General features: G+C 67.0%; 12 protein-coding genes. All 12 read right to left on the minus strand.

The features are described 5' to 3' along the window. The 12 genes from KCTC_RS00345 to KCTC_RS00400 all read right to left on the minus strand — a co-directional run bounded on the left by KCTC_RS00345 (position 1) and on the right by KCTC_RS00400 (position 16,849). Positions 1-2,292 carry an FdhF/YdeP family oxidoreductase gene (locus KCTC_RS00345; protein ID WP_125565688.1) on the minus strand — a complete coding sequence of 764 codons (2,292 nt, stop codon included), beginning with the start codon at positions 2,290-2,292 and terminating at the stop codon, positions 1-3. A gap of 79 nt (positions 2,293-2,371) precedes the next feature. After that, positions 2,372-3,202, minus strand: a complete 831-nt coding sequence (locus KCTC_RS00350) for a 5'-nucleotidase, lipoprotein e(P4) family (protein WP_125565690.1) — start codon at positions 3,200-3,202, stop codon at positions 2,372-2,374. 85 nt (positions 3,203-3,287) lie between these two features. Further along, complete coding sequence (locus KCTC_RS00355; protein ID WP_125565692.1) at positions 3,288-4,259, minus strand: ABC transporter substrate-binding protein; 972 nt, start codon at positions 4,257-4,259, stop codon at positions 3,288-3,290. Positions 4,260-4,336: 77 nt separating this feature from the next. Next, positions 4,337-6,376, minus strand: coding sequence for an ABC transporter permease (locus tag KCTC_RS00360; protein WP_125565694.1), 2,040 nt, complete (start codon positions 6,374-6,376; stop codon positions 4,337-4,339). After that, a complete protein-coding gene (locus KCTC_RS00365; protein WP_125565696.1) occupies positions 6,376-7,449 on the minus strand; it encodes a quaternary amine ABC transporter ATP-binding protein in 1,074 nt (357 codons plus the stop codon). The genes KCTC_RS00360 and KCTC_RS00365 overlap by 1 nt, the downstream gene beginning before the upstream one ends. Further along, entirely contained in the window at positions 7,446-9,209 is a 1,764-nt protein-coding gene (gene betA, locus KCTC_RS00370; protein WP_125565698.1) for a choline dehydrogenase, read from the minus strand. Before betA ends, KCTC_RS00365 begins: the two co-directional genes overlap by 4 nt. 8 nt (positions 9,210-9,217) lie before the next feature. Then, a complete protein-coding gene (locus tag KCTC_RS00375; protein ID WP_125565700.1) occupies positions 9,218-10,693 on the minus strand; it encodes an aldehyde dehydrogenase family protein in 1,476 nt (491 codons plus the stop codon). Positions 10,694-10,847: 154 nt separating this feature from the next. Beyond that, on the minus strand, positions 10,848-11,633 hold the full coding sequence (locus KCTC_RS00380) for an IclR family transcriptional regulator (protein ID WP_197715218.1): 786 nt from the start codon (positions 11,631-11,633) through the stop codon (positions 10,848-10,850). A gap of 83 nt (positions 11,634-11,716) precedes the next feature. Further along, a complete protein-coding gene (purU, locus tag KCTC_RS00385) occupies positions 11,717-12,589 on the minus strand; it encodes a formyltetrahydrofolate deformylase (RefSeq protein ID WP_125565702.1) in 873 nt (290 codons plus the stop codon). After that, entirely contained in the window at positions 12,586-13,575 is a 990-nt protein-coding gene (locus KCTC_RS00390; RefSeq protein WP_125565704.1) for an electron transfer flavoprotein subunit alpha/FixB family protein, read from the minus strand. Before KCTC_RS00390 ends, purU begins: the two co-directional genes overlap by 4 nt. Continuing rightward, the gene (locus KCTC_RS00395; protein ID WP_125565706.1) at positions 13,572-14,342 is read right to left on the minus strand and encodes an electron transfer flavoprotein subunit beta/FixA family protein; all 771 of its coding nucleotides are present in this window, start codon (positions 14,340-14,342) and stop codon (positions 13,572-13,574) included. Before KCTC_RS00395 ends, KCTC_RS00390 begins: the two co-directional genes overlap by 4 nt. Further along, on the minus strand, positions 14,339-16,849 hold the full coding sequence (locus KCTC_RS00400) for a GcvT family protein (protein ID WP_125565708.1): 2,511 nt from the start codon (positions 16,847-16,849) through the stop codon (positions 14,339-14,341). The genes KCTC_RS00395 and KCTC_RS00400 overlap by 4 nt, the downstream gene beginning before the upstream one ends. Positions 16,850-16,942 lie beyond the last annotated feature (93 nt).

Genomic DNA, 16,942 nt, shown 5'->3' on the forward strand with positions numbered 1-16,942 from the left:
TCAGCCGTTCTCCGATCCGGCGACGTGCCGCTCGAAGCGGACGATGACGCCCTTCGAAGCGGGCGTGTTGCTGATCTCCGCAACGCTGTCGAGGGGGACCAGGACGTTGGCCTCGGGGTAGTACGCGGCGGCGGACCCCCGGGCCGCCGGGTAGGCGACCAGACGGAACTCCGGTGCGCGCCGTTCGACCTGATCAGTCCACTGGCTGACGATGTCCACCAGGTCACCGTCGGCGAATCCGAGTTCGGCGATGTCGTCGGGGTTCACCAGGACCACCCGCCGTGCGTTGTGGATGCCCCGGTAACGGTCATTCATGGCGTACGGGATGGTGTTCCACTGGTCGTGGGAGCGCAGGCTCTGGAGCACCAGGTGCCCGGGCGGTGGCGTGAGCACGGTGAAGGCATTCGTGGTGAACTCGGCCTTGCCGCTGGCGGTGTTGTAGACGCGGCTGTTGACGGGATTGGGGAGGTTGAATCCGCCCGGTTGCGCCACCCGCGCGTTGAAGTCGGTGAACCCGGGCACGACGCGGGAGATCCGGTCCCGGATCAGTCCGTAGTCGCCGATGAAATCGGTCCAGGGGATCGAGCCGGCGGGGAGCGTACGCGCCGCGAGACGCGAGATGATCGCCACCTCGCTCAGCAGGTCGGGAGAAGCCGGGTGCAGCTTGCCGCGACTCGCATGCACGTCGCTCATCGAGTCCTCGACCGTCACGAACTGCTCGCCGGTGCCCTGCACGTCGCGATCGCTGCGGCCGAGCGTCGGCAGGATCAGTGCCGTCTCACCGCAGACGGTGTGGGACCGGTTGAGCTTGGTGGAGATCTGCACTGTCAGCCGGCAGCGACGCAACGCCTGTTCGGTGACATCGCTGTCGGACATCGCGCGGACGAAGTTCCCGGCGACGCCGACGAAGACCTTGGCCTCGCCGTCGCGCATCGCGCGTACGCCGGCCACCGAGTCGTACCCGTGCGTACGCGGGGAGGTGATCTGGAACTCGTCGTCGAGTGCGGCGAGGAAGCTCTCCGGCATCCGTTCCCAGATGCCCATCGTGCGGTCGCCCTGGACGTTGCTGTGTCCGCGTACGGGGCACACGCCGGCACCCGGTCGCCCGAGGTTGCCGCGCAGGAGCAGGAAGTTGACGATCTCCCGGATGGTCGGCACACCGTGCCGATGCTGGGTGATGCCCATCGCCCAACAGACGATGACCGACTTGCTGGCGAGCACCCGGCCGACGAGCTCCTCGATCTCGGAGCGGTCGAGGCCCGTGGCCTCCAGGACCGCGTCCCACTCGACGGCGCGTACGTGCTCGGCGAACGCGTCGAAGCCGACGGTGTCGGAGGCGATGAACGAGTGGTCCATGACCGTGCCGGGGGAGGCGTCCTCGGCTTCGAGCAGGAGCCGGTTGAGCAGTTGGAAGAGCGCGAGATCCCCGCCCGGACGGATCTTGAGGAACTGGTCCGCGATGACGCTGCCGCGACCGATGACACCGCGGGCCACCTGAGGATTCTTGAAGCGTTTCAGGCCGGCCTCGGGCAGCGGATTGATCGCCACCACTGACCCGCCGTTGCGCTTGGTCTGCTCCAATGCGGTGAGCATCCGTGGGTGGTTGGTGCCCGGGTTCTGCCCGACCACCAGGATCAGGTCCGAGGTGTGGATGTCGCCGAGGGAGACGCTGCCCTTGCCGATGCCCAGGGTCTGGTTCAGTGCCGACCCGGAGGATTCGTGGCACATGTTGGAGCAGTCCGGCAGGTTGTTGGTGCCGTACGCCCGGGCGAACAGTTGCAGCAGGAAGGCCGCCTCGTTGCTCACCCTGCCGGACGTGTAGAACATCGCCTCGTCCGGCGAGGCCAGGTCGTTGAGTTCGTCGGCGATCAGGCCGAACGCGTCGTCCCACCCGATCGGCTCGTAGTGGCTGCTGCCCGGCCGCTTGACCATCGGTTCGGTCAGGCGGCCTTGTTGGTTGAGCCAGTAGTCCGACTTCGAGTCGAGGTCGGCGACTGGATTTGCGGCGAAGAACTCGCGGGTGACCCGTCGAGTGGTCGCCTCATCGGCAATGTGCTTCGCGCCGTTCTCGCAGTACTCGTTCGCGTGCCGGTGGTCGCCCTCGGGCCAGGCGCAGCCCGGGCAGTCGATGCCGGACTTCTGGTTGATGGTGAGGAGGGTGAGAGCGGTACGCCGCGGAGACGTCTGGGAGAGCGCGTACTCCAACGCGTGCGCAACCGCGGGAACTCCCGCGGCCCACTCCTTCGGCGGCGTCACCGTGAGGTCGTCGGTCGGATCCACCCGCTGGTCCACGTCAACTCTTCTCGTCAGATCTTGAAGTCAGCGTATGCCGCGTCCGCTCCCCGTGTGCAGGGGAGCGGACGCGGTTGGATCACTGCGGGTAGCCGACGACCACCGGGGCGTTCCAGGCGTTCAGCGTGGCCGAACCCCACTTGCCGTACGCAGCGTTCGGGAACATGATCCAGTCCCGACCCCAGTGCGATGCGAGCTGGGTGGCGCGGACGTGCTGCTGGTCCGAGGTCAGCCCCTTGAACGAGCCGTCAAAGTCGACCAACTGGTCACCGAACTGCATCAGCAGGGTGTGGTTCTTCTCGATCGACGCCCGACGGACTGCCTTGGTGTTGGCATCCGTCGTGTAGAGCAACGTGTGGCTCGCGACGGCCTGCGGCAGTCCCAACGTGTTGAGGGTGGCGAGCGTTGCGCTGATGTTCTGCTGGTAGCGGTCGGAGACGTAGTAGATCGCGACGTGCTTGCTGTTGGCGTAGGCGAAGAACCACCGCGCGCCTGCGGTCAGCGTCGGGTTGCCGTGCAACTCCCAGTCGTTCCAGGTGTCCCAGCTGGTGTAGGTGTGGCACTGCTCGAGGTCTCGAGCCAGGAGTGCCGAGTTGTCCAGCACGGTCTCATCGAGGTCCGTCATGATGGCCAACGGCTTGTGCGACGTCCGGGCGACCTTGCTGGCCAGGATGCGGTCGAGCTGGTCCGCGGCGCGGCGCCAGGTCTGGATCTGGAGGGCGGCGTTGTTCGCCGACTGCTGGTACTGCAGGGCGCGGTAGTACTGCGTCACCGGGTCGCTGCACGGGCTGGCAGAAGCCGCACTACCGCTCGACGAAACGCCGAGCACGAAGGCTCCGGCAGCAGCTGCGGTGACGAGGGCGGAGGTCGCCGCGACGCGCGACTTCCGCTGGAACCACTTGGTGTTCATCCTGAGTTCTCCTTGTGTTCATCTGGGACGGACTGAGGCCCGCCGACCGGGTGCGCGCCGGTCGGCGGGCCTCAGGTGGTGCGTGCTACTTCAGCCAGGCTGCGACCTTGTCCGGGTTGGCAGCGATCCACTTCTGGGCCGCGGCGTCCGGGGACATGCCGTTGGAGGAGATGTACGTCGAGACCAGGTTCTGGTCGTCGTTCGTCCAGGTGAAGTTCTTGATGACATTGACCGCCGGCGAACCGGAGTTGGCGAACTTGGTCGACATCAACTTGTTGAGGTTGTACGGCGGGTAGTCGCAGGCGACCTTGGCCGCGTCGGCGTCGCAACCCGTGGTGTAGGCGGGCAGGTTCACCTTGACCAGCTTCATCTCCGAGAAGAACCACTGCGGCTCGTAGAAGTACGCGAGCAGCGGGGTCTTGTTGGCCTCAGCGGTCTTGAAGCTCTGGATGAGCGCCGCTTCGGAGCCGCCGACGACGACCTTGAAGTTCAGCTTCAAGTTGGTGACCAGAGCCTGGTCATTGGTGACGTACGACGGGTCGCCGTCGAGGAGCTGGCCCTGGCTGCCGGACTCGCTGGTCTTGAACATGGAGGCGTACTTGTTCAGGTTCTGCCAGTTGGTGATGTCCGGGTACTTGGCCGCCATCCACGGTGGTACGTACCAGCCGATGACGCCTTTGTTGCCGGTCTGGCCGGCGTCGACGACCACCTTCTGCTGGGTGATGTACTTCGCAACCAGGTCGTCGTGACCCCAGTTCTCCAGGATGGTGTCGACGGTGCCGCTGGCCATGCCGGCCCAGCTCGGCTGCTCGGAGAGCTTCACATAGTTGACCGTGCACCCGAGCTTGCTCGTGAGCACGTTGCCCACGACGTACGCGTCGGATTCGTAGCCGACCCATCCGTTGAGGGCGATGTTGACGTTGCCGCAGGCCTTGCCGCCGGTGCCGGCGTTGTTGGAGATGCCTCCACCTCCGCAGGCAGCGAGCGACAGGGCCAGGACCGCGGCGACGCCGACGGCACCGACACGGGCTGAGCCGCGTTTGATTCCACCGATCATGCGATGTTCCTTTCTAGATGGCTGTTGCCACATGGTTTGTGCAAACTCTGTGCGTGTGCGCCGGGGTGCCGAGTGCCTCACGACTTCTGTCGATCCACCGCCGACTTCGCGATCCGATCGAGCATGATTCCGAGGGCGATGATCGCGATACCCGCGGCCACCCCCTTGCCGAAGATGTCTCCTTGGACGGAGCCCGAGACGACGATGTAGCCGAGGCTGCCGGCGCCGACCATGCCGCCGATGACGACCATCGACAGGACATAGAGCAGGCCCTGGTTGGCGGCGAGTACGAGGGAGGGCCGAGCCATCGGCAGTTGCACCTTGCGGATCATCTGCCACGAGGTGACACCGTTGGACCGGGCCGCCTCGATGATCGTCTCCGGGACGCCGAGGATGCCGTCGGTGACCAACTTGATCGCGATAGGGGCCGCGTAAGCGATGCCGGCCACGATGGCGGTGAAGCGGGTAGGCCCGAACAGCGCCAGCGCCGGTACCAGATAGACGAACGGCGGAATGGTCTGGAAGGCGTCCAGGATAGGCCGGACGAGCACCTCGGCTCGTCGGTTCCGACCCATCCAGACTCCGACGATGATCGCCAGGATCATGGTGAGGGCGGTCGCGACGAGCACCGAGGTCAAGGTCACCATCGCGTCGTTCCACAGGCCGACCCCGAAGATCACGCCTTCGCAGACGGCCGAGATCACCAGCGGACGGAGTCCGCCGATCACGAATGACAGCGCCAAGATGATCGGGGCCACCAGCCACCAGGGAGAGTTCGCCAGGACGTTCTGCAGCGGGTTGAGGGCGCCGTAGCTGACCGCGTTCTTGAACTCGAGGGTCACCTTGTCGATGTGGCTGACCACGTTGTTGGTCACGTCGTTGATCCAGGTGGACAGGTGCCCGCCGACCGTCCAGGAATCCTGGAACTTCGCATAGTCCAGCTGACTGCGTGACAGGTAGATCATCATGGCCACCACGAGCACGCCGCCGCACAGTGCGATCCGACGACGCAGGACCGGGTTGATCGACAGGACGCGACCGAGCAAGCCTGGGCGGGCGACGGTTCGGCCGATCTGGACGATTCGCCGACCGGTACGTTCGCTGACGGCGGTGGTGGTGCGGTCCAGCATGATCGCCATCACGACGATGAGCAGGCCGGGGACTGCGGCCTGACCGACGTTCAAGGCGTTGAGCGCGCTGAGGACGTCGATGCCGAGACCGGGGCCGTTGACGTACGCCGCGATGACGGCCATGGAGAGCGCAGCCAGCGTGCACTGGTTGATGCCGAGCACGATCGTGCGGCGCGCCATCGGGAGTTGCACCTGGCGCAGCAACTGCGATCGGGTGACTCCGAGGGAGCGGGCGGCCTCGATGGTGGTGGGCGACACCGAGCGGATCCCGTGCTCGGTGATCCGGACCAGTGGGGGCAAGGAGTAGATGACGGTCAGTACGACGGCGCAGGTCGCGCCGGGACCGAAGAGCATGAAGATCGGGAGCAGGTAGCAGAACGACGGCATCGTCTGCATCGCGTCCAGGATCGGTGTGATGATCCCTGACACGGTCCGGCTGCGGGCCATCACGATGCCGGTGGGGATTCCGACCAGGAGACTGGCGACGACCGCGATGGCGGTGACGATCAGCAGGTCCATGCTGCTGGCCCAGAAGCCCAACCAGGCGAACAGGAAGAACGACACAGCCACCAGGACGGTCGAGCGGACGCCAGCCACCAGGTAGGTCACCCAGGTGGCGATGCCCAGCACCCCGAGCCAGCCGATCTGCGGGACCGGACGTACGCCGGCCGGGTGCGAGATCCACTGGCCGGCCTGCGTGACCAGCCAGTTCACGAAGGTGGAGACCTGGCCGAGTACGCCGTGGAAGAACCAGTTGGTGAGCGAAGCGGCCTGGATGTTGTCCCGGATGTGGTTGAGCCAGGTGTCGAACCCATTCAGCTGCGCGAAGGGTTGGCTGAGGGTGCCTGTCCCGCGGAAGATCAGCCAACCGACCAGCCAGACCGCGAGGATGACCGCGAGCTTGAGGCCGGTGCGGCGCTTCTTCTCGGGTACGACGAGCGGCTGTTCCTCCTTGCTCGCCGGATCGAGGGTCCCAAGCGCGGACATCAGTCGCCCTCTTCGGCGACGATCACGCGCAGGATGTCCTGGTCGTCGACCACACCCACCACGCGGTCGCCGTCGACGACCCGACACGGACCGCCGTGATTGAGCACGACACGGGCGGCGTCGCGGACGATGGTGTTGCACTGCAGCACCGGACCGTCCAGGCCAACCGCCTCGGTCGGCGGCCGCATGACCCACTTCAGGGTCAGCACGTGCGACTTCGGGACCTCGCTGGTGAAATCGCGTACGTAGTCGTCGGCCGGTGCGCCGACGACCTCGTCGGGCGTACCGATCTGGACGATCTCACCATCACGCATGATCAGGATCCGGTCACCCAACTTGAGTGCTTCGGAGAGGTCGTGGGTGATGAACACCATCGTCTTGCCGACCTCGCGATGTAGCCGGATGACCTCGTTCTGCATGTCGCGACGAATGAGCGGGTCGAGCGCCGAGAACGGCTCGTCGAACATCAGGATGTCCGGGTCGGCTGCAAGCGCCCGCGCCAGACCGACGCGCTGCTGCATGCCGCCCGACAGTTGGTCGGGGTAGTTGTTCTCGTAGCCCGTCAGGCCGACGAGGTCGACCATCTCCTGTGCACGCGTACGGCGGGCGGCCTTGCTCTCGCCGCGCACCTCCAGCCCGAAGGCGACGTTGTCGATCACCTTGCGGTGGGGGAGCAGCCCGAAGTGCTGGAAGACCATGGACACCTTGCGGCGCCGGGTGTCCAGGAGTGCCTTGTCGGCCATCGCCGTGATGTCCTCGCCGTACAACGTCACGGTGCCGGCGGTGGGCTCGATCAGTCGGGTGAGGAGGCGTACGAGCGTGGACTTGCCGGAGCCGGACAGGCCCATGATCACGAAGACCTCGCCGGGCGCGACGTCGAAGGAGACGTCGCGGATCCCGACCACGTGCCCGGTCTTGGCCTGCAGATCCTTGCGGGAGAGGTGGGCGTCCGGGGTGTTGATGATCTTGTCGGCCTTGGGTCCGAAGATCTTCCAGAGTCCGTCGACGTGCAGCGCGACCTCGCTGTCGGATGCGACGTTCTCGCGGTGTGAGGGCGATTCGGTGACGGTCATGCCTGAGCCTCCTGGCGCGGGTGCTGCTGGTTGCGGCGGTCGCCCGTGGGGTACAGCGGGCTGCCCGCCCGGTAGCTGTACCAGGGCGCCTTGTCGGCGGCGAGCGGCGTCTGACCCAGGATCAGGTCCGCGGCCTTCTCGGCGACCATCATCACCGGGGCGTAGATGTTGCCGTTCGTGACGTACGGGAAGACGCTGGCGTCGGCGACGCGCAGCCCGTCAACTCCCCACACCTTCATCGAGGACGGGTCGACGACCGCCATCTCACCTGTTCCCATGGCTGCGGTGCAGGAGGGGTGCAGGGCCGTCTCGGCGTCCTTGCGTACCCATTCAAGGATCTCCTCGTCGGTCTCCACCGATGGTCCGGGTGAGATCTCGCCGGCGTTGAACGGGGCGAAGGCCGGTTGGTTGAGGATGTCGCGCGCGACCCGGATCGCCTCGACCCATTCCTTGCGGTCCGTGGCCGTCGAGAGGTAGTTGAACAGCATGGACGGGTGGACCTTCGGGTCGGTCGACCTGATCCGCACCCAGCCGCGGGTGTCGGCGTACATCGGACCGATGTGGACCTGGTAGCCGTGCCCCTTGATCGGGCTGGTGCCGTCGTACCGGATCGCGATCGGGAGGAAGTGGAACATCAGGTTGGGGTAGTCCACGTCGTCGTTGGAGCGACAGAAGCCGCCGCCCTCGAAGTGGTTCGTGGCGCCCAGCCCCTTGCGTTGGAAGAGCCACTGCCAGGCGATCTTCGGACGCTGGTGCCACGCGAGGCCCGGGGCGATCGAGACCGGGAGCTTCGACTGGTACTGGATGTAGACCTCGAGGTGGTCCTGGAGGTTCTCGCCGACTCCGGGGAGGTGGTGCACGACCGGGACGCCCACGGACTCGAGGTGCTCACGATCGCCGATGCCGGAGAGTTGGAGCAGCTGCGGAGTGTTGATGGCGCCGCCGCACAGGATGACCTCTCCGGCGTGCACGGTGCGGTGGCGTACGGCCTTGCCCTTGCCGTAGACCCCAGGGCCCTGGTCGAACTCGACGCCGGTCGCGCGAGCCGTCTCTGACGACGTGTCGAACAGGATCTTCGTGGCGTACGCGAACGTCTCCACGTCGAGGTTCTTGCGGTCCATCACCGGGTGCAGGTACGCCCGGGCGGCCGACCACCGGCGGCCGTTCTTGACGTTGCGATCGAAGGGCGCGAAGCCCTCCTGGCGGTAGCCGTTGACGTCGTCGGTCAACGGGTAGCCGGCCTCCTGGGTGGCCTGGAAGAACGCTCCGAACAGAGGGTTGTCGGCCTTGCCGCGCTCGAGGTGCAGTGGGCCGCTGCCGCCGCGCCACTCGTCCGCACCCCGGGAACCGTCGGCCAGGAACCGGCTCTCCATCCGCTTGAAGTACGGCAGACAGTGCGCGTAGTCCCAGGACTCCATGCCCGGGTCCTTGGCCCAGCGCTCGTAGTCCATCGGGTTGCCGCGCTGGAAGATCATCCCGTTGATCGAGCTCGAGCCGCCGAGGACCTTGCCGCGCGCGTGATAGATCTTGCGCCCGCCCATCGCCGGCTCGGGATCGGTCTCGTACTTCCAGTCGTAGAGCTTGCTGCCGATCGGGAAGGGAAGCGCCGCCGGCATGTGGACGAACGGGTCGATCTTGTAGTCGCTATGACCGGCCTCGAGGACGAGCACGGTCGTGCCCGGGTCCGCGCTCAGCCGGTTGGCGATCGCGCAGCCGGCGCTGCCGCCGCCGACGATGACGTAGTCGTAACGCTCGAGCATGATGTCCTTCAGTTCTCGGGGTTGAACCAGTGCGTTGCCGCAGGTTCGAGGTTGGTCCAGATGTGTTTGGTCTCGCGGTACTCCTCGAGACCGGCGAGGCCGAGCTCGCGCCCGGTGCCGGACTGCTTGAAGCCGCCCCACTCGGCCTGCGGCACGTACGGGTGGTAGTCGTTGATCCAGACGGTGCCGAGCCGCAGGCGGCTGGCCATCCGCTGACCCTTGCCGGTGTCGCGGGTCCAGACGGCCCCGGCCAGGCCGTAGATCGTGTCGTTGGCCAGGGCTGCTGCCTCGTCCTCGGTCCGGAAGGTCTCGACGGTCAGGACGGGTCCGAAGGACTCCTCCTGGACCACCGACATCTCGCTGGTGCAGCCATCGAGGATGGTCGGCAGGTAGTAGAAGCCGTCCGCCAGGTCAGGGTCGCTCGGCGCGGCTCCGCCGCAGCGCAGCGTGGCGCCCTCGGCCAGTCCGGCCGCGACGTACGCCGTCACCTTGGCCAGGTGGGCCGCACTGGTGAGTGGCCCCGTCTCGGCCCGTGGGTCCTGGGGGCCGCCGAGCCGAATCTGTTGCGCGCGAGCGACGAGTTCGTTGACGAAGTCGTCCTTGATGCTCTCCTCGACGAGCAGCCGGGCTCCGGCCGAGCACACCTGGCCGGAGTGCAGGAAGACGGCGGTCAGCGCGTTGTCGAGGGCGGCGTCCAGGTCGGCGTCGGCAAAGACGATGTTGGGGTTCTTGCCGCCGAGTTCGAGGGCGACCTTCTTGACCGTGCCGGACGCTGCGGCCATCAGGTGTTTGCCGACGGCCAGGCTGCCGGTGAAGGAGATCAGGTCGACTCGCGGGTCCTCGGCAAGCGGCGCACCCGCAGTCGGACCGGCACCCAGGATCAGATTGCCGACACCGGCCGGAAGACCGGCCTCCTCGAGGATCCGCATCAGGTGGATGGCGGTGTGCGGCGTGATCTCACTCGGCTTGAGGACGAACGTGTTGCCGGCGGCGAGGCAAGGGGCGACCTTCCAGGAGGCCTGCAGGAGCGGGTAGTTCCAGGGAGCGATCAAGCCGCAGACACCGACCGGTTCGTGCACGACCCGGCTCAGGACGTCAGCCCGGCCGGTGTCGACGATGCGGCCGGCTTCCTCAGCCGCGATGGTGCCGTAATGACGGAAGACGCCGATCACGTCCGCGACGTCGTACGCGGCCTCGACCAGACGCTTGCCGGTGTCCATCGCCTCGGCCAGCGCAACCTTGTCGGCATCGCGCTCGAGCAGATCGGCAACGCGGTGCAGCAGGGCCGCGCGGTCCCGAGTCGGGGTGGTGGCCCAGGTGCCGTGGTGGAACGCGCGGTGAGCGGCTGCGATCGCGTCCTCGGTGTCGATGGAGGTTGCCTCGTCGACCACGGCGACCAGATGGCCGTCTGCAGGACAGTGGATCGCGCGCGTCTGCCCCTCTCGGGCTGACACCCACGCTCCGTCCACGTACAGATCAGACATCTCTCGGTCCTCCTTGTTGCGAAATATGCAACACGATGCTTATTTCGCAACGCCTTGTTAGGAGAATGGACGAGACACAGGTCACACGTCAAGGGTTCTCGAGCAACTTTGCGGTTCCGTTTGTGTTACCACCGAGGTCGCCTTGCGGCAGCGATCAGTCGTGATGCCACCAGCCGAGGCGGTGGGACACCTCGGTCGCAGCCGCGAGGAGATCCGGGATGACGCCCGCGATGCGCTCATCGGTCAGGCGGAAGGACGGGCCGGACACGCTGAGCGAGGCGATGACGTCGCCGCGTACGTTCCGGATCGGCGCTGCGACGGCGCTCAGGCCGATCTCCAGTTCGTTGTTCGCCAGGGCGTACCCGACCTGGCGTACGTGCGCCAGCTCCTCTGTGAGCCGTTCGTGCGACGTGATCGTCTTCTCGGTCAGTTGCGGGAGTTCCCGCACGGCGAGTCGTACGGCGTCCTCGCTCATCTCCGACAACAGCACCTTGCCGTTGCTGGTCGCGTGCAGCGGGATCCGTTGGCCCACCCAGTTGTGGGACTGCAGCGCCGAGGTGCCCGCCACCTGGTCGACATACAGCGCGGCGGTGTCGGCGAAGACGGCGAGGTTGACCGTCTCGCCGGTGGTGGTGGCCAATTGGCGACAGACGTCACGGGCCTCGGTCACGACATCGAGACGCGCCGTCGTTGCGCCGGCGAGCCGCAGATTGCCGGCACCGAGTCGGTACAGCCCACGTTCGCCGACCTGTTCGACCATCCGGTGAGTCTCGAGCGTGGCCAACAGTCGGAACGCCGTGGACTTGTGCACGCCCAGTTCGGCGGCGACCTCCGTCACGCCGCTGTCGCCGTTGCGCGCCAGGATCGCCAGGATGGTCATCGCCCGGTCGACCGACTGCACCGATGTGGTGGCGCCGGTCATCTCTGCTGCCTCACTCATAGTCGGCAGGCTAGACCTGCTGTTGCGCATAGTGCGACAGGCCGGCCGTGGAAGAAACGGCTGCGGCTTCGGTGTCGTGTGCCCTAGCGGAACACGACCGTACGACTGCCGTTCGGCAGCACGCGGGTCTGGGAGTGCCAGCGGACGGCGCGGGAGAGTACGAGTGCTTCGACGTCGGCTCCGGCCGCGACCAGCTGCTCGGGCATGAACGTGTGGTCCACCCGGGCAACTTCCTGCTCGATGATCGGGCCCTCATCGAGGTCGCCGGTCACGTAGTGAGCCGTCGCGCCGGTGAGCTTCACGCCGCGTTCCCACGCCTGGTGGTACGGCTTCGCGCCCTTGAAACTGGGCAGGAATGAATGGTGGATGTTGATCGCCTTGCCGCTGAGCTTGCGGCACATGTCGTCGGAGAGGATCTGCATGTAGCGCGCCAGTACCGTCAGATGGATGCCGTGTTCCTCGATCCGCCGAAGGATCGTGGCCTCCGCGGCGGCCTTGGTGTCTGGCGTCACCGGGACGTGTTCGAAGTCGATCCCATACGAGCGGACCATCTCCTCTGCGTCACGGTGGTTGGAGATCACCAGCGGCACCTCGATCTGCAGGTTGCCGGTGCTCGCCCGGAACAGCAGGTCGTTGAGGCAGTGCAGTTGCTTCGAAACCAGGATCAGGGTGCGGTACGGGGCCGCGGCCGACCAGAGTTCGTACGTCATCCCGAATCGCTCGGCGACCGGTCGGAACTGCTCGCGCAGCGCGTCGGCTGAGGTTGCTCCGGACGTCTCGAAGTCGATGCGCATGAAGAACTTGTTGTTCTCGAGGTCGCCGAACTGCTGGCTCTCGCGGATGTTCCCGCCGATGTCGACCAGGAAGCCCGTGACCGCGTGGACGATGCCGGTGCCCTCGGGGCAGGAGAGCGTGAGGACGTAGTCGCCCAGCGCCTCGTTCGTCGTGGTCGTCATGACTTCCTCTTTCGGATCTCTTCGTTGATCGCCGGCAGGATCTCGTGCATGTCGCCGATCACCGCATAGTGCGCCTTCGCCACCATCGGTGCTTCCTCGTCGGTGTTGATCGCGACGATCGTCTTCGATGACGCCATACCTGCCCAGTGCTGGATCGCTCCGGAGATGCCGCAGGCGAGGTAGAGGTCGGGGGAGACCCGACTGCCGGTCTGGCCGACCTGTTCGTGGTGGGGGCGCCAGCCGAGGCTGGTGACCACCCGGGAGACGCCGAGACTGGCGCCGTCGAGCATCCCGACCAGGTCGAGGAGCTCGCCGAACCCGTCGGCGCTGCCCGCGCCGCGGCCTGCTCCGACGACCACCCGGGCGCCCTTGAGGCTGCCCGACAGGTCAGGCTCCGGCTCGGCGGTCGAGGTGACGCGCGCGACCAGATCGGCTGCCTCCACCTCGGGCTGGAACTCGACGAGGTGACCGGCGCCGGCGCTCGGTGCCTCCTCGGCGGCCACTGCGTGACCCGCGACCGTGAAGATCGCTGGCCGCTCGTCGAGGACCATCTCCTCCCATGCCGATCCGCCGACGACCTGCCGCGTGACGGTGAAGGGTGCGAGCCCGCCGAAGGCGATCACGTTCGCGGCCATGGCGACACCGGTACGCGCAGCAACGTGCGCAAGGACCTCGCCGCCGCGGGGCGTACCGGCGGCCGTGACGACGACTGCGCCGGTCGTGTCGCGTACCGACTGCACCGCGGCAGCCCAGGCGGCGCCGCCGTACGCGCTGAAGGCGTCACCCGAGGCGTGGTGCACGTCGCGGACGCCGTACGCGGCCAGTTGCTCGGCCAAGGCAGTCGGGTCGCAGGGCAGGTCGCCGATGACGACGGCGTCGATCGGCACGCCTCCGCCGGATGCGGACAGGCCGCGGGCGAAGGTGATGGTCTCCCGGGAGACCTCGACGGCGCCGGTGACGTCCGTCTCGACGAGGACGACGATCATCGCAGGACTCCCAACTTCTCGAAGAGGTCGACGACCGCCGCGGCGGCCTCGGGGCCTGTGCCCAAGATCTGCACCTGGCTGGGCTGAGGAGGCGGCAGCGTGAGGCGTACACGCTTCGTGCCGGTCGGTGCTCCGGCGGGCTCACGGACCTCGATCTCGACCTTCTTGGCCTTCATCCGGCCCGGAACGCTCGGATAGCGCGGTTCGACACCGCCCTCGAGCACGGTGACCACGGCCGGGAGTGGCACCCGGTAGATCTCGTGACCCTCCGGCCCCTTGACCCCGGCGACGGCGTGACCGTCCTTGATCGTGACCGTCGAGGCACCGTTGACGACGGGGCGTCCCAGTTCGTACGCCAACCGGATGCCAACCTGGAAGTCGCCGCTGTCGGCGGCGTCGTTGCCCAGGAGGATCAGGTCGTGGCTGCTGCCGTTCGCTTCGTGGTCGCGTACGACGGCGGCGATCTCGCGGGCGACATCGCTCGGACCGTACGCCGAGGAGTCGGCCCGGACCTGGGTCGCCGCGGTGCAGCCCATCGCGAGGGCCCCGCGCAACTGCTCCTCCGCGGATTCGTCGCCGAGGGTGAACAGTGCGCCCGTCCCGCCGGTGGCCGCACTGATCTGGACGGCCAGCTCGACGGCTGCCTCCTCGTGCGCGCTCACCGTGAAGCCGGCGTACCGGCCGTCGACGTTCTGACCGTCATCGGTGATGACGACCTCGCCGGTGGAGTCGACGACGCGTTTGATGCAGACCAGCACGTTGTTCATCGCATGCGCTCGTTCTCTGGGTCGAAGAGGGACGTGGCGTCGATCGAGCCGACGACCACCGGGTAGAGCTCCTCCATGTAGGAGACAGCGAGCTCGGTGCCGATGACGGCCTGCTCGGGCGGCAGGTACGCGAGCAACACGTGCTTGCCCAGCGACGGGGCAGAGCCCGCACTCGTCACATACGGGTGCCGTCCGTGTCCGTCGGTGAGCGTGCCGCCGTCGCGGGTGAGGATCGGCTCGCCGCCGAGCATGTAGCGCTTCATGCCGGACTTCGAGGTGTGGTCCTCAACCGTCAGCGTGCAGAGCACGGTCCTGAGCGGCTCCTCGCGCTGGGCGAGGTACGCCTCGCGGCCGACGAAGTCCGCGGCCTTCACCTTCGGTCGCTGCATGCCCGCCTCGACGATCGATCGCTCGGCGTCGAGTTCGGCACCGTACGCGCGGTAGCCCTTCTCGATGCGGCCAGTCGTGCCGTACACGCCGATGCCGACCGGGATCGCGCCGTGCGGCTCGCCTGCCTCGAGGAGCCGGCTCCACAGCGCGGCCGCGTCGCTCATCTTCACGTAGAGCTCCCAGCCGAGCTCGCCGACATAGGAGATCCTGGAGGCCAGGACGGTGATGTCGCCGACCTGGATCTCGCGGCAGTTGAGCATCCCGAAGGCCTCGCCCGACACGTCGTCGGAGGTGACCGAGGCGAGGATGTCGCGTGCCTTCGGGCCCCAGAGGCCGATGGTGTCGATCTCGCTGGTGAGGTCGGTCAGGGTCGTCGAGCCTCCGGCCGGGATCTGGTCGCCGAAGGTCTTGCGGTCGACGGTGCCGTGGGCGCCGCCGGTGACGACGCGGAAGTGGTCGTCGCCCAGGCGCATCACGGTGAGGTCGGAGATGAAACCGCCCTTGCCGTCGAGGACCGGGGTGTAGATGACCTTGCCCGGGGTGACATCGCACTGGGCCACGCAGGTGCGCTGGACGGTCTCGAGTGCCTCGGGGCCGACGATGTCGAAGACCTGGAAAGCACTGAGGTCGATCACGCCGGCCGCCTCGCGCATCCGCAGGTGCTCGGCGTTGATGATCGGGCTCCACCAGCGGGAGTCCCACTCGTGCTCGCGCGGCATGACGGCGTCGCCGTACGTCGCCAGCAGGCCGGCGTTCGACTCGTACCAGTGCGGACGCTCCCAGCCTGCGGTCTCGAAGAACACGGCACCGAGGTCCTTCTGGGACTCGTGCATCGGCGCGAGGCGCTGGTTGCGGTCGGAGGCGTACTGCTCGGCCGGGTGGACGATGCCGTACGTCTTGATGAACGCCTCGGTGGTGCGCAGACGCGCGTGCTCGCGGCGCTGGTGATGGTCGTGGAAGCGGGCGATGTCGCTCATCGCGACGTCGATCTCGGAGTGGCCGTGGGTCATCCACTCGGCGACCGCGCGGCCGACGCCCGGTGCCTCCTTGATCCACACCGCAGCCGCGGTCCACAGACCCTTGACCTGGCTCTCGCCGAGGATCGGCATCCCGTCGGCGGTGAGCGAGAGGAGACCGTTGATGGCGTAGCGGATCTCCGCGCCGTCGGCGCCGAGCAGGTCCGGCATGAGTTCGTACGCGGTCTCCAACTGCGGGTCGAAGTCGTCGGAGGTGAACGGAAGTTCGGTGGGGGAGAGCTTGGACTGCTCGATCGTCGGGATGTCCTCGGGCTCGTGCAGGATCGCGCGGTGGGCGTACGAGCCGACCTCCATGTCGGCACCGTGCTGGCGCTCGTAGCAGAGCGCGTCCATGTCGCGGATGATCGGGAAGTTGATCTCGCCCGGGAGACCGGAGAGCTGCGGGCAGGGGCCGACGCTGATCATCTGGTGAACGGTCGGATAGAGCGGGATCGAGACGCCGGCCATGTCGCCGATCTTCGGGCTCCACACGCCGCAGGCGATCACGACGTGCTCGGCGTCGATGTCGCCGCCATCGGTGCGAACCCGGCGGATCCGGCCGTCCTCGACGTCCAGGCCGGTGACCTCGACGTTCGGGACTGTGGTGAGGGCGCCGGCCGCAATCGCGCGGTCGCGCATGATCGTGCCCGCACGGAGCGAGTCGACGACACCGACGGTCGGGGACCAGAAGGCGCCGAGGATGGCGTCAGTCTCGATGAACGGGACCTTCTCCTTCACGAACTCCGGGCCGACGAGTTCTGCGGGGATGCCCCAGGCCTTGGCGCTGGACATGCGTCGCCGCAGTTCCTCCATTCGCTCCTCGGTGCGCGCGATCTCGAAGCCGCCGGACTGGGTGAAGACACCCATCTCCTCGTACTGCTTGACCGAGTCAAGCGTGAGGTCGGTCATCTCGCGGGAATGGTCGACCGGGAAGATGAAGTTCGAGGCGTGACCGGTCGAGCCGCCCGGGTTGGGCAGCGGGCCCTGGTCGATCTGGACGATGTCACGCCAGCCGAGTTCGGCGAGGTGGTGGACCAGACTGTTGCCGACGATGCCGGCGCCGATGACGACGACCTTCGCAGAACTGGGTACCGCGGCCATGTGCTCTCCTGAGTTGCAAATAACGCAACACGATGCGTTATACGAGACAACCGTAGTTTTCTCTGTGGGGAGGCGCGTGTCAATGGTTGGTGG

Source organism: Nocardioides baekrokdamisoli, assembly GCF_003945325.1.
GTDB classification, from domain to species: Bacteria; Actinomycetota; Actinomycetes; order Propionibacteriales; family Nocardioidaceae; genus Nocardioides; species Nocardioides baekrokdamisoli.